The organism is Nonomuraea recticatena (genome assembly GCF_039533245.1).
Lineage (GTDB): Bacteria > Actinomycetota > Actinomycetes > Streptosporangiales > Streptosporangiaceae > Nonomuraea > Nonomuraea roseola.
In genome coordinates this window covers 151917-165133 of the sequence record NZ_BAAATE010000009.1, presented here as the reverse complement: position 1 = coordinate 165133, position 13217 = coordinate 151917, and the positions used below count along the sequence as shown (strand labels likewise).

At 70.7% G+C, this 13217-nt stretch carries 11 protein-coding genes; 4 read left to right on the top strand and 7 right to left on the bottom strand.

Annotated features, from left to right (window positions below):
- The first annotated feature begins 56 nt into the window (after positions 1–56).
- Positions 57–1388, top strand: coding sequence for a methylation-associated defense system protein kinase MAD6 (gene mads6, locus ABFX50_RS19860; protein WP_183653859.1), 1332 nt, complete (start codon positions 57–59; stop codon positions 1386–1388).
- Here the strand turns inward: mads6 and ABFX50_RS19855 are convergent.
- Positions 1357–4080 carry an AfsR/SARP family transcriptional regulator gene (locus ABFX50_RS19855; RefSeq protein ID WP_346148353.1) on the bottom strand — a complete coding sequence of 908 codons (2724 nt, stop codon included), beginning with the start codon at positions 4078–4080 and terminating at the stop codon, positions 1357–1359. The two genes, mads6 and ABFX50_RS19855, sit on opposite strands and share 32 nt — an antisense overlap.
- 80 nt (positions 4081–4160) lie before the next feature.
- Here ABFX50_RS19855 and ABFX50_RS19850 point away from each other — a divergent pair, with 80 nt between their 5' ends.
- Positions 4161–5075 carry a M23 family metallopeptidase gene (locus tag ABFX50_RS19850; protein WP_346148351.1) on the top strand — a complete coding sequence of 305 codons (915 nt, stop codon included), beginning with the start codon at positions 4161–4163 and terminating at the stop codon, positions 5073–5075.
- A gap of 42 nt (positions 5076–5117) precedes the next feature.
- On the opposite strand, the gene ABFX50_RS19845 is transcribed toward ABFX50_RS19850, so the two are convergent.
- On the bottom strand, positions 5118–5870 hold the full coding sequence (locus tag ABFX50_RS19845) for an FKBP-type peptidyl-prolyl cis-trans isomerase (protein ID WP_346148349.1): 753 nt from the start codon (positions 5868–5870) through the stop codon (positions 5118–5120).
- A gap of 71 nt (positions 5871–5941) precedes the next feature.
- On the opposite strand from ABFX50_RS19845, the gene ABFX50_RS19840 reads away from it, so the two are divergent.
- Together ABFX50_RS19840 and ABFX50_RS19835 are read left to right on the top strand one after the other, a co-directional pair.
- Positions 5942–6991: a DUF2293 domain-containing protein gene (locus tag ABFX50_RS19840; protein ID WP_346148347.1), complete on the top strand. Its 1050-nt coding sequence runs from the start codon at positions 5942–5944 to the stop codon at positions 6989–6991.
- Positions 6988–7380 carry an MmcQ/YjbR family DNA-binding protein gene (locus ABFX50_RS19835; RefSeq protein ID WP_346148345.1) on the top strand — a complete coding sequence of 131 codons (393 nt, stop codon included), beginning with the start codon at positions 6988–6990 and terminating at the stop codon, positions 7378–7380. The genes ABFX50_RS19840 and ABFX50_RS19835 overlap by 4 nt, the downstream gene beginning before the upstream one ends.
- Here ABFX50_RS19835 and ABFX50_RS19830 read toward each other — a convergent pair.
- The 5 genes from ABFX50_RS19830 to ABFX50_RS19810 all read right to left on the bottom strand — a co-directional run bounded on the left by ABFX50_RS19830 (position 7342) and on the right by ABFX50_RS19810 (position 13215).
- Positions 7342–7914 carry a LysE family translocator gene (locus ABFX50_RS19830; protein ID WP_346148343.1) on the bottom strand — a complete coding sequence of 191 codons (573 nt, stop codon included), beginning with the start codon at positions 7912–7914 and terminating at the stop codon, positions 7342–7344. The genes ABFX50_RS19835 and ABFX50_RS19830 overlap by 39 nt on opposite strands.
- 102 nt (positions 7915–8016) lie before the next feature.
- On the bottom strand, positions 8017–9699 hold the full coding sequence (locus ABFX50_RS19825) for an LVIVD repeat-containing protein (RefSeq protein WP_346148341.1): 1683 nt from the start codon (positions 9697–9699) through the stop codon (positions 8017–8019).
- Between the two features lie 71 nt (positions 9700–9770).
- Entirely contained in the window at positions 9771–10982 is a 1212-nt protein-coding gene (locus ABFX50_RS19820; RefSeq protein ID WP_346148339.1) for a serine hydrolase domain-containing protein, read from the bottom strand.
- Positions 10983–11072: 90 nt separating this feature from the next.
- Positions 11073–12278, bottom strand: a complete 1206-nt coding sequence (locus tag ABFX50_RS19815) for a kynureninase (protein ID WP_346148337.1) — start codon at positions 12276–12278, stop codon at positions 11073–11075.
- The gene (locus tag ABFX50_RS19810) at positions 12241–13215 is read right to left on the bottom strand and encodes an amidohydrolase family protein (protein WP_346148335.1); all 975 of its coding nucleotides are present in this window, start codon (positions 13213–13215) and stop codon (positions 12241–12243) included. The genes ABFX50_RS19815 and ABFX50_RS19810 overlap by 38 nt, the downstream gene beginning before the upstream one ends.
- Positions 13216–13217: the final 2 nt, after the last annotated feature.

The following is a 13217-nucleotide window of genomic DNA, read 5'->3' as shown; positions in this document are numbered from 1 at the left end:
ACATCTTGTCACTTCGACAGCATGTTGTCAACTGCAAGTCTGCAAGGATGGTCCCCATGGCAGAGATCGTCGGCGGGGGACGTCCGGTCAACGACGCCGAGCGGCGCGTGATCGCGCATCTGCGCGACCGCGCGCCCGCCGACTGGCTGCTGTTGCACAACATCGAGATCCCGCGCGGCGCCGACCTGTTCGAGGTCGATCTGATCGTGCTGACCGGCCACTCGGTCGTGGTCATCGACGTCAAGGGCACCAGGGGCCGCATCGAGGTCTCAGGCCAGCGCTGGTTCCCCCCGCGCAGGGAGGCGTTCGGCTCTCCCGTGGCCAAGCTGCGCGGCACCGCCAGGGCGCTCAAGGGGCTCCTGGTCGACAAGCACAGGGAGCTGGAGCGGGTCTACGTCGACAGCCTCGTGGTGCTGTCCTCCCCCGACGCCGAGCTGGTCGACGCGGGCGGGCGCGACGCCGCCAACGTCACCGACCTGCCCTCCCTCATCGACACCCTGGCCGACCCCTCCCGCGTACGGCGAGGCGGCACCCGCGACGCCAAGCCGTACCTGCCGAAGATCCTCGACGCGCTCAACGCCACGGTGCGCCGCAGCACCGCCCCGCCCAGGTTCGGCAACTGGGAGGTCGAGGAGCGCCTCGGCGGCGACAGCAAGGTCACCGAGTACCGCGCGTTCAACGCCACGCTGCCGGGCAGCGAGACCGTGCTGCTGCGCGTCTACCAGGCCGACCCCCTGGCCGACCAGGAGCAGAGGGCGGCCGAGCGGCAGCGCATCGCCAACGCCTACCAGTCGCTGACCAGGATCCCCTCGCATCCCAACGTCGTCAGGTCGCGCGACTTCTTCGCCATCGACGACGAGAGCAGGTTCGTGCTGGTGCTCGACGACGCGCACGGCAGGGCGCTGCACCTGCAGCTGCACGAGCGGCGCAGCGAGGTGCTGAGGGGTCTGCTGGCAGGGCTCGCGCACGTGCACGCCCACGGGGTGGTGCACAGGGCGTTGACCCCCGCCTCCGTGCTGGTGTCCGAGGACGGCCAGGCGATGCTGACCGGCTTCGACTACGCCAAGGGCGCGCCCAGGCCCTACACCGTGGCCAACGAGCTGACCAACGTGCTCGACGCCCACTACGTCGCCCCCGAGTGCCACGACAGGCCCGACCTGATGACCTCGGCCGCCGACGTCTACGCGGCGGGCGTGATCGCCCATCAGGTGCTGACCGGCGAGTTGCCCGAGGGGCCCGACGCGCTCGCACACGACGTGGTGCGGGCCATGCTGGACCACAGCCCCGCCAAGCGGCCGAGCGCGGCCGAGGCGCTGGCGGCGCTCGACGGGGTGCCGGCCGTACGGGAGGGCAGGCTCAGACGGCTTCTGCGGCGAGTGATCCTCTGAGCACCACCGCCTGGTCGAGGTAGTCGCGGGCCAGCTCCGCCCGTCCCGCGGAGCGGTGCAGCTCGCCGAGCAGCTGGGCGGAGGAGGCCTCGCCGCTGCGGTCGCCGAGCTGCCTGAAGATCAGCAGGGAGCGTTCGAGACCCGCGGAGGCAGGGCCGAGGTCGCCGCTGGCGGCCTGGAAACCCGCCAGGCTCTGCATGGCGTAGGCACCGCAGTGCCGGTCACCGAGGCTCTCGAAGATGTCGAGCGCCCGCCCGTGGAAGCGCTCGGGCTCTCCCAGCTTGCCGAGGTGGATCGACACGCAGCCTTCGCGGTGGACGTCACCCAGCTGCTGGGCCAGGCGCAGCGCCTGCCCGAGCCACTGGGCGGCCTGGACGAGGTCGCCCGACTTCAGGCAGACCCTGCCGATGGCCTGGCGGGTGTAGGCCTCGCCGCTGAGATCGCCCACGGAGCCGAACATGACCAGCGCGCGGTGGAAGTGCGCCAGCGCCGCCCTGTGCTCACCGCGGAACTGCGCCACGGCGCCGAGACCGCAGACCGAGGTGGCCTCCGCCCTGGTGTCGCCCAGCTCGTGGAAGGCCCTGCGGGCCCTGGCGAACATCTCCTCCGACTCGGCGTAGCGGTCCTGGTAGAGGCAGACCTGGGCCAGGCCCCTGAGCATGGCGGCCTCGCCGTAGCTGTCGCCCGCTACCCTGGCCGCCGCCAGCGCCGTCCCGTGGGTGCGCTGCCAGGTGCCGAAGTGGCAGCGCAGGTCGAGGTAGGGCACCATCGCGGCGGCGAGCCCCCACGCCTGCCCGCCCAGGCCGGAGGAGGCAGCCACGCGCACAGCCTCCTCCAGCCCCTCGTGCTCGGCCTCGAACCAGGCCAGCGGGTCGGCGGTGAGCCGCTCGAGCGTCTCGCGCGGCAGCCACCAGCGCGCGGCGGCGGCCGAGCTGAGTGTGAAGACGGTGGTGGGCAGTTTGGCCGTGGCCAGCTCGGTGGTGGCGGTCCAGGTGGCGACGACCCTGGCCAGGGCGGCCAGGTCGGGTCCCTGCTCCAGCGCGTGGCACCTGACCAGGTCGGGCAGCCGGTAGCGGGGCTGGCCGAGCGGGTCGGTGCCGACCAGCCTCAGCAGGTCGGCGTCCACGAGCGCGTCGGTGACGTCGTCGGCCCTGTGCCTGCCGAGCACGGCGTCGACCACCCAGCCGGGCAGCGAGGCGCCGCCGAGCCTGCCCAGCGTGTGGAGCGTCCTGGCTGCCTCTGCCGGCAGACCCCTGTAGCTGTGGTCGAGCCCGAGGCGCACGTCAAGGTCGCCGATGCGCAGCTCGCCTATCCTGCGCGACTCGTCCTTGAGCCTGTTCTGGAACAGCGCGAGCGACCAGCCGGGACGCGCCGCCAGCCGCGCCCCCGCGATCCGTACGGCCAGCGGCACGAACCCGCAGGCCCGCACGATCGCCGTGGCCGCCGCCCGCTCCCTCCTCGCCCTGTCCGCCCCGATGATCCTTTCGAGGAGCTCCTCGGCCTCGGGCGGCGACAGGGGCTCCAGATGGATCTGGAGCGCCCCGGGAACCGACGTGAGCTTCGATCTGCTGGTCACGATCACCGAGCTGCCCGCGCCCGGCAACAGCGGCCTGACCTGTGCGGCGTCGGCCGCGTCGTCGAGCACCACGAGCATCGGGCGCTCGGCCAGGACGCTGCGATAGAGGGCCGAGCGCTCGTCGAGCGTGGCGGGGATCGCGCTCACGCCCAGCGCCCGCAGCGCCTGGGCGAGCAGGTCGGCGGGGTCGGCGGCGGCCATGCACAGGTAGAGCTGCCCCGCGGGGAAGGCGTCCGCGAGGGCGTGCGCGCCGCGGACGGCCAGCGCGCTCTTCCCCGATCCCGGCGGTCCCGAGATCACCGCGACAGGGTAGGGCCCCCGGCCGTCGCCCTGGCGCGTGAGGAGGGCGAGCGCCTGCCTTCTGCCCACGAAGTCGGGAAGGTCGGGAGGAAGCTGCCTGGGGGTCCACACCCGCTGGGAGGGCGGCGTTCCCGCCAGCACCGTCGCCTGCACCTCCCGCAGCTCGGCGCCGGGCTCGACGCCCAGCTCGGCGACCAGCTGTCTCCTGATCTCGGTGTAGCACGCCAGCGCCTCCGCCTGCCGTCCGCTCCCGTGGAGGGCGAGCATGAGCTGTCCCCACAGGTCCTCGCGGAAGGGGTGCTCAGCGCACAGGGCGCGCAGCAGGGTGACGGCCTCGCCGTACTCCCCTCGCTCCATGCGGGCGGCGATCAGCTCGCGCGCGGCGGCGAGCCGTACCTCGGGAAGGGGGGCGAGGCGGCGCGTCCACAGGGGATGGTCGGGCAGGTCGGACAGCGGGACGCCGCGCCACAGCGCCAGCGCCTCGGCCAGCGACTCGGGATCGCGGCGGGCCACCAGACGCTCGAACGTCAGCAGGTCGAGCTCGTCATGAGCCACCTCGATCAGGTAGCAGGACCCCTCGGCGCGGATGCGGGCACCGAGTTCGGAGCGCAGTGAACTCGCGTAGGTGCGCAGGTTGGCGTGCGCGGAGCGGGGTGGGCGTTCCCACAGCACGTCGACCAGATGATCGGCCCCCACGAGATGGTTGGCGTCGAGAAGCAGTGTGGCCAGCAGCATGCGCGGCTTCCTGCCGGAGATGCGCACGGGCCGTCCTGCGGCCCGCGCCTCCAGCGGGCCGAGCACATGGAAGGACACCATGGCAGCCCTCTGTACGTTTTTTGTACGGATTATTCCCACCCTGGGGCCTGCGAAGACTTACCGGTGCGGAAGGGGTCCCAGTGAAACTCCGAGCAGTCCTCATCGCAGGCTTAGCCCTGGTCATGAGCATCGCCGCCGCCGATCCAGAGGAGGGGGGCGACCCTCCCAACGAGGTGACCGCCGATGTGAGCATCATGGCCACCAACTTCCAGCTGCCCTTCCCCTGCGGCCAGGCATGGACGGGCAACTCCAGCGCGAGCAGCGCGCACCAGTCCTGGGAGATCGACTTCAACAGGGGCAGCACGGCTGACGCCGACCTCGGCGACCCCGTCGTGGCGGCCGCCTCAGGCACCGTGGTCATCTCCGCCCACCAGGGCTCTGCCAACGGCTACGGCAACCTGGTCAAGATCGACCACGGTGGCGGCTGGTCCACCTACTACGCGCACCTGAACGTCCGCTCGGTCAGCGCCGGTCAGGCCGTCTCCCAGGGCCAGCGGATCGGCACCGTCGGCAACACCAGCAAGCCGGGCAACTACATCTCCCCGCACCTCCACTACGAGGTACGGCTGGGCACCAGCTACCCCTCCAACATCCAGAAGGCCGTCTTCAACGGCACGACCTTCGGCTACCCGATCCAGACCCTCACCTCGAGGAACTGCGCCAGCACCACCAACCCCTACACCCCGCAGGAGGTGTGCGGCTCGGGCTACAGCGTGATCGACTCCGCGGCCCTCGGCACCTCGGGAACCGTCTACCTGCTCTACAACAGCGGCAACGGCTACAACTGCGTCACCACGATCAAGAAGACCTCGCTCGGCTCCGCCACCGCCACCGCCGCCTATCTGGAGGTGCAGGGCAGTAGCCGGATAACCGACTCGGGCAACTTCTCCTACTACGCGGGACCCGTCAGAGCCGCGGCGGCCGGCAAGTGCGTGAAGTGGGGAGGCAAGGCGGGCTCCTACGTCTACGACAGCCCGTTCGAGCACTGCGGCTGATCTCCTTCCGCAAAGGGCCCCCGGGCGCGTCCGGGGGCCCTTTCACACGAGGTCGATGATGTCGATCACCGTCACCACCGAGCCCCGCGTGACGGCGACCCTGCTCCCCACCCGCTTGCCGACCAGCCCCTCGACCCACTCGGACGGCACGGCGCCCTCCTTCAGCACGAACGCCCTCGGCCCGCCGTCGGCGCGGGAGGAGGCCACGACCTCGCGCCCCGGCCCGCGGGTGGCGACGTACTGCACGACCACCGTGGAGCCTGGGCCGACCTGGCGCCCCGAGCCGTCGATCAGCGTGCCGGAGCGTGCGGGGCCTGCGAGCCTCGGGAGCTCCTCGCCGACCAGCCTGGCGTCGGGCGGATAGCCGCCGAGGATGTCGAAGACGAGCACGAGCGGGTCGTCCTGTCCCGCTCCCGCCCCGCCGTAGGCGAGGCGGGCGGGGCCGACCAGCATCACCCTGCTGCCCGCCCTGCGGCCGATCAGCACCCGCTCCCAGGTCCCGGGAACGTCGTCGCGTCCGAAGACGACCGTGAGGGGCCTGCCGGCGTCGTAGGTGTTGAGAGGGGTCGCGTCGCCGCTCCATCCGCGGATCACGACCTCGGCCACCACCACGTCCCCCGGACTCGTGCGCGGCCCCCTGCCCTCGGCCAGCACGCTGATCTCGGGCGTACCGCCAGGGCGCTGTGAGGGCAGCTCGATGACCGGCCTGCTGCCGAACACCCCGCTGACGACCGGCGTGGAGGCGGAGGCGCAGGAGGTGACGAGCATGAGGAGCACCAGCACGGTCACGCGCACGGTGATGACCTAGCCCCGATCGTCCCAAGCGACTCCTGACCACCCGCCATCTCCCGGCAAACTGGGATGCTGTGAGCCGACCGAACCTGGCGCGCAGGGTCGCGGACGCGGCCGAGATCGCGCTCACCACCCGCAAGTACGTCACCTTCATCGACGTCGTCACCGGCCTGCGCTGGCTGCACAGCCGCCATGTCGACACCTGGAGACAGGGCAGGTCGGCCACGCTCGGCGAGCTGGCGGCCGTCGACGACGCGCGCCTGCTCGACGCGGCCGCCGCGCTGCGCGAATGGGCGCTGTCCAAGGGGCTGCGGCCGATGGAGACGCCCTACCTGTCAGGCAGCAGGGAGCGCAGGGAGCTGCGCTTCACCTCCTCAGGCGAGCAGGGCTCCTTCCGCGTCCACTGGATCTCGCCCGCCCTCAGCGACGCGCGGGTGAAGCAGCTGGCCGAACGGCAGAGCAAGGCGCCCGACCTGGTCGTGGTCGCGCCGCTCGAGACGTGGACCTGCGCCACGTGCGGCGACACGGGCCCTTACCTGATCATGGAGGACGACCGCCCGCACTGCCTCACCTGCGCCGACCTCGACCACCTGGTCTTCCTCCCCTCGGGGAACGCCGCGCTGAGCCGCAGGGCCAAGAAGGAGAGCGGGCTGTCGGCGGTGGTGGTCCAGTACAACAGGCGGCGCAAGGTCTACCAGCGCCAGGGGGTGCTGGTCGAGGAGGCCGCGCTGGCGCGCGCCGAGGAGCAGTGCCTGGGCGACGAGGAGGTACGCCTGCGCCGCCGCGACCGCGACAGGGAGCGCAGGGCCGAGCAGGACCTCGACTACCAGACCAGGATGGCCGCCGAGATCCTGCGGCTCTTCCCCGCCTGCCCTCCAGGGCGCGCCGACTCGATCGCCGCCCACGCCGCCCTGCGCGGCAGCGGCAGGGTGGGGCGCACGGCCGCCGCCAAGGCCCTCGACGAGAACGCGATCACGCTCGCCGTCGTGGCCTCGATCCGCCACCTCGACACCGGCTACGACAGGATGCTGATGGACGGCGTGCCCCGCATGGAGGCCCGCGACCGCATCAGACCGGCCATCGAGGCCAAACTGTCGGAGCTCAGGGGTAGAAGAGAACCATGAGCGACTGGCACGCCGTCAGGCAGACCATGCGCGACTTCGCGCTCAGCCTGCCTGAGACCCACGAGGACTTCCCTTGGGGCGATCGGGTCATCAAGGTCAACAAGAAGGTCTTCCTGTTTCTCGGCATCGACGAGCCGACCGAGAAGTGGAACCCCTCCTTCGGGGTCAAGCTCCAGTCCGAGGCGCACGGCCACGCGCTGACCGTCGAGGGCGCCGAGCCCAGCGGCTACGGCCTGGGCAAGGCGGGCTGGGTGACGGTCCCGTTCCAGAGCGCCCTGCCCGACGTCGAGTTGCTGCTCGACTGGGTCGAGGAGAGTTACAGGGCGATCGCCCCGAAACGGGCGATCAAGCTACTGAACAGCCAGGCGCAGGGCGAAGCCGACCAGTAGCACGCCGGTGATCCGCTCGACGCGCCGCCGCACCCGGGGCGTGCGCAGCAGCGCGCCCACGCGGTCGACCACGAGCACGTAGAGCGCGAACCAGGCGGCGTAGAGCCCCGCGAAGACGGCCGACAGCAGCAGCGCGTCGTTCGTTCCCGTCATGAACTGCGGCAGGAAGGTGACCTGGAAGAGCAGCACCTTCGGATTGAGCAGGTTGGAGAAGAAGCCATTGCGGATGTGCCGCCGGCCCGCGTCGCGCGCCGCCTCCTTCGGCTTGGCGCGGAAGGACTGCACGCCCAGCCACACCAGATAGGCGATGCCGATCCACCTGAGCACGGTGAAGGCGGTCGGCGAGGCGGCCAGCAGCGCCGACAGGCCGAGCGAGGCGGCGGTGGCGTGGACGGCGAGGCCGAGCAGCCCGCCGGCCATCGTGAGCAGCCCGGCCACGCGGCCGTGCGTGAGGGAGCTGCGCATGATCAGGGCCGCGTCGGGCCCGGGGATCATGATCATGACGAGTGCGGTGACCGCGAAGGTCAGCAGCATGGCGGGGGTCTCCCGGAAGCTGGGCGCGCTCCGGGAGACCCGCGGGTGTGCAGGCCGCACGGAGCCGCGGACGTACATGGGTGCCTTGTGGGCACCCTGATGTTACTTGTCCGAATTCCGGTACGGCGCCAGGGGCCTGCCCAACGTGGGCGCGCCCAGCAGCTTGGCCGAGGAGACGGCGTAGATGCCGTCGTTGGTGAACACCCAGACGATCTTGCGGTCCCACTCGACGTAGATGGCGTGGGTCTGGTTGCCGAGCGCGTAGTCAGGCACGCCCTTGCTGAACCCGCTGGGCACGAACTGCGCGACCCGCTTCGGCCGCCTGATGTCGGTGGTGTCGAAGAACTGCACGCCCGCGTTGTAGAAGGCGTAGGTCAGCAGGCCCTGCTTCGGCTCTCCCGGCGAGGTGTAGGAGCCCGACCGCTTGGGGCCGAAGCTGCCGCCGCGCTGGCAGTAGTCGGCGAACGGGGCGCCCGCCGCCGGCGCGGGCCTGGGCAGCGTGCCGACGATCCGCGGGTGGCGCGGGTCGCGGGCGTCGACCTGGAAGACGTCCTTGTAGGGCTCGTGGCAGTCCTCGCCGAGCGGGTAGCCCGAGACGTAGACCATGCCGGTCTTCTCGTACTGGGAGACGTCCACGTTGTCGGCCTCCGTGCCGCCGACCGACATCGGCAGGTCGAGGTGGCCGATCTCCTTCATCTTCGCCGGGTCGGAGATGTCGAGGATCGACAGGCCGTAGCCGCCGAGCGCGGCGAAGCCGTACCTGCCTGAGACGAAGAACGGCATGCGCGCGCCCATCCAGGAGGTCTGGTTGCCGCAGCGCGGGTTCTTGGCGTAGGCGGCCTCCTCCCCCGCGACCTGGCCCTTGCGGTGCCACTCGCCGACCTTCTTCGGCCGCTTCAGGTCGGACATGTCCCACGCCTGGTAGCCGGGCGAGTAGAGGTAGGTGGGCACCTCGGTGTTGCGCCAGGTGTCGAGCGGGGCGACGGCGATGAACATGTACTTCCCGCCGGTCCAGTACGGCACGTCCAGCGAGCCCGAGCCCTGCTGCACGCCCGGCTTCGGGTCGCTCAGCGTGGGGTCGGTCGTCACCGTGGACAGCAGCTTCCAGTCCTTCCTCCGCGGGCCGTCCAGGCGGTAGACCTTGAAGCCCTTGAAGGTGGTCTCGCCGCGCAGCTGCTCCACGCCCGAGGGGTTGTGGAACTTGCTCTTCTCGACGCTGTCGCCGAGCTGGTCGACCTGGCGCTTCTGCTCGAAGGACTGGATCATCACGTAGTGGCCGTCGCGCCACTGGATGGTGGCCGCGCCCCAGTAGTCGGCGGCCTTCCAGTCCTTGCCGGTCAGGCTCTCGACGATCTTCACCTTGCGCACGTCGGTGACGTCGTAGACACGGGCCTCTGTGCGGTCGTACTGGAACAGGTAGCGGCGTCCGTCGAAGTCGACGACGTTCTGCCAGGTGTGGAAGTAGTCGGGGGTGAAGTCCGCGCCCCTGTAGGAGGCCTCCACCTTGATCGGGCCCTCGACGTGGCTCTTCGGGTCGTAGCCCTTGGTCTTGGGGAAGAGGTCCTGGGCGCCGCCGGGGAAGGAGAAGCGCTCCTCGCCCGCGGGGGTGAGTGCTGGGTGGCGGAACGTGCCGTCGAGCTGCATGCCGTACTCGCCGGGGGCGGGGTCGCTCGGGCGGCGGTCACCGCAGACGGTGGGGAAGGCGTCGTCGGGTTCGGCCTGCGCGGGGGCGGCCACCAGCAGGCTTGCCAGGCAGGCGGTGGTGGCCAGAGTCGCTCTGATCATCTTGTGACCTTTCGGGGGATGCGCCCCAGAGTGATGGGTGCGCGTCCCGTTCCCCAATGCCTGGTTCCGCGTTACGGAACCAGCGCGGCCAGCGCCACGCCCAGGCCGCGCTGGTTCTGGCCCGAGGACTTGGCGTCGGTGGAGTTGATGGAGTAGACGACGGTCCTGCTCAGGTCGCGGGTGGCGCCCACGCCTGCCGAGAAGCCGTACCTGGCGCCCGTCTTGCCGTAGGCGACCTGCCCGCCGGGCAGCACCATCCTGGACATGCCTGAGGTGTACACGGCGGGGTCGCACCCGCCGAACGCCGTCACCCTCGGGACGGTGAACATCGGCTCCAGCTGGGCGGGCGGCACGACCTCGCCGGAGAAGAGCGCGTTCACGAACCTCTCCAGGTCGCGGGCGGTCGAGATCAGGTCGCCAGAAGCCCAGGTGGAGGTGACGCTGGTCGCGGTCATGTCCACGACGGACGCGTCGCCGTACCGGATCGAGCCGGGGAAGCCGGCGGACACGACCTGGTAGCCGTGGTTGTGCCTGCCGCGGATGTGCACCGACCGTCCGGGCAGGTAGCTGTCGCGCATGCCGAGCGGGCGCAGGATGCGGGTGGTGACCTCGTGCTCGTAGGAGCGGCCCGTGACCTTCTCGATGAGCAGGCCGGCGACGAAGGTGTTGGTGTTGAGATAGTGCTGCCTGGTCCCGGGCGTGAACTCGACCGGGTTCTTGACGGCCAGCGCGACGTACTCCTCTGGCGTCCAGGTCTTGAACCTGGTCCTGTAGACCTCCTCGAAGCCGCCGTCGATCTCGGGCGCGGGCAGGCCACTGGTGTGGTTGAGCAGCTGGCCCACGGTGATCTCCGGGTAGTCGGCGGGAAGCAGGCCGGGCAGGTACTCCTGGACGGCGCCGTCGAGCGACACCCTGCCCTCGGCGACGAGCTGGAGCACGACGGCGGTGGTGAACATCTTCGTGACGCTGCCTGCGCGGAAGCGGACGTCGTCCCTGGCGGGCCGCTCGGCGCGCAGGTCGCCGACCCCCGTGACGCCCTTCCACGTGCCCTTCGTGCCGCCCACGCGGACGATCGCCGCGGTGGCGTCGGGCGCGGGCAGCTTCTCGATGCTCCTGGCGAGCGCCGCCTCGTTGATCGGCGGCACCTTGACGACGGGGTCGACGGCGGGCGGAGGGACCGGACAGTCCTTGACGGAGGCGTGCGCGGGAGCCCCGACGACGGAGGCGGTGACGAAGGTGGCGAGGGAGGCGAGCGCGAGGGCCGCGGGGAGGCTCTTGTTCATGTCCTCGATCCTGTCGAGAACACCGGATCTCCGGATCGCCTGTACCGGTGAACTCCGGCCTCCCTCCTGAGAGGGAGGCCGATGGGTCGCTCAGGTGACGGCGAGCCGCTGGGCGTACTTCTCGTCGCGCCACAGCTCCTTGTCCAGCACCTCCAGCAGCGTCTGGGCGGCGTCGTAGACGTCCACGTGCCTGATGTAGAGCGGCGCGAAGCCGAAGCGGAGGATGTCGGGCGCCCTGAAGTCGCCGTGCACCCCCCTGTCGATCAGCGCCCTCATCACCGGGTAGCCGTCGGGGTGGAAGAAGCTGACCTGGCTGCCCCTGCGCTCGGGCTCGCGGGGCGAGGCCAGCTCCAGCGCGTCGCCGACCAGGTCGACGAAGAGCGAGGTCAGCTGGACGCTCTTGGCGCGCACCTGTGCCAGGTCCACCCGCTCCCATACGTCGAGCGAGGCCTCCAGCGCGGCGAACGACAGCACGTGCGGGGTGCTGACCGTGAAGCGCCTGATGCCGTCGGCTGGCCTGAAGCGCGGCTCGAAGGCGAACGGCTCGGCGTGGGCGTACCAGCCGGACAGCACGTTCTCCGCGGCCTCGTGGTGACGCGGGTTCACGTAGAGGAACGCGGGGGCGCCCGGCCCTCCGTTGAGGTACTTGTAGGTGCAGCCGAGCGCGAAGTCGGCCGCCGAGACGTCGATCTCGAGCGCGCCGACGCTGTGGCAGAGGTCCCAGACCATCAGCGCGCCCGCCGCCTGCACCCTCGCCGTCATCTCGGCCACGTCGTAGCGCTCGCCCGTGCGGTAGTTCACCTCCGACAGCAGCACCACCGCCACGTCGTCGTGAAGACCCTCGGAGATGTCGCGGATCTCGCAGCCGAGGCCCTCGAGGACGTAGTTGTCGGTCGGGAAGTTCGTCACGTCGGCGACCACGACGTTCCTCGAGGGGTTCAGCCGCAACGCCGCCGCCACCGCCTGGTAGACCGCGATCGACGTGGTGTTGCCGACCACCACCGAGCCGGGGCCCACGCCGATCAGCGGGGCGAGCCTGTCGCCCGTGGTGAGCGGCTGGGCGTACCAGCCCGCGCTGTTCCACCCGCCCACCAGCTCACGGCCCCACTCCTGCTCGACCGCGCGCCGCACCCTCTCGGACGTACGGCGGGGCAGCGCGCCCAGGGAGTTGCCGACGAGGTAGACGACCCCCTCGGGCAGCACGAACTCGTCCCTGAACGCCTTCAGCGGATCCGCCGCGTCGAGAGCCAGACAGTCATCACGATTCACGGTGTTCTCCCAGAAATATCGCCGCATTCCCTCCCAGGATCCTGGCGCGGGCCTCGTCGGAAAGGAAGGCCGCCTCCCTGACCACGGCGCCCACGGGGGTCTCGCCCAGCGGATAGGGGAAGTCGGAGCCGAGCATCACGCGGTCCTCGCCCATGGTGTCCACCAGCAGCCGCAACGCCCGCTCGTCGAAGACGACGGAGTCGACGCTGAAGCGGTCGAGGTAGTGCGAAGGCGGGTGCTCGGAGGTGCCGATGACGTCGTTCCTGCGATGCCAGGCGTTCTCGAAACGGCCGAGCCAGAAGGCGAAGGAGCCGCCGCCGTGGGCGAAGCAGATCCTCAACGACTCGGGGACCCTGTCGAAGACGCCGCCGAGGATCATCGCGAGGATCGACAGGTGGGTCTCGGCGGGCATGCCGACCAGCCACTGCGCCATCCATCTGTCCACGCGGGGCCCCGAGGGCAGGTCCCACGGGTGGACGAAGACGGGCGCGTTCCTGTCGGCGCAGTGCTGGAGGAACTGCACCACGCCCTCGTCGTCGAGGTCCCTGTCACCGACGTGGTTGCCGATCTCGACGCCCCTGTGCCCGTTGGCGAGGCAGCGGTCGAGCTCCTCGCAGGCCAGGTCGGGGTCCTGCAACGGCACCTGGCAGAACGGGATGAACCGCTCGTCGGCGCAGATCTCAAGACTGAGGTCGTTGAAGACGCGGGCGGCGCGGACCGCCTCGCCCGCGGGGCGGTCGTAGGCGAAGAACACCGGCGTGGGGGAGACGACCTGCCTGTCCACGCCCATCGTCCTGGCCCGCGCCTCAGGGTCCCAGCAGTCGTCCTGGACCCTCCTGAACTCCCTGTCGCCCACGAGGATCATCGCCTCGCGCTCGGAGTCGATCCGCAGCCGCGGCGCCCCCGGCCAGCCCAGGTCGGGCCAGCCCTTGGGGACGTGGTGCGTGTGGATGTCGGTGATCAACG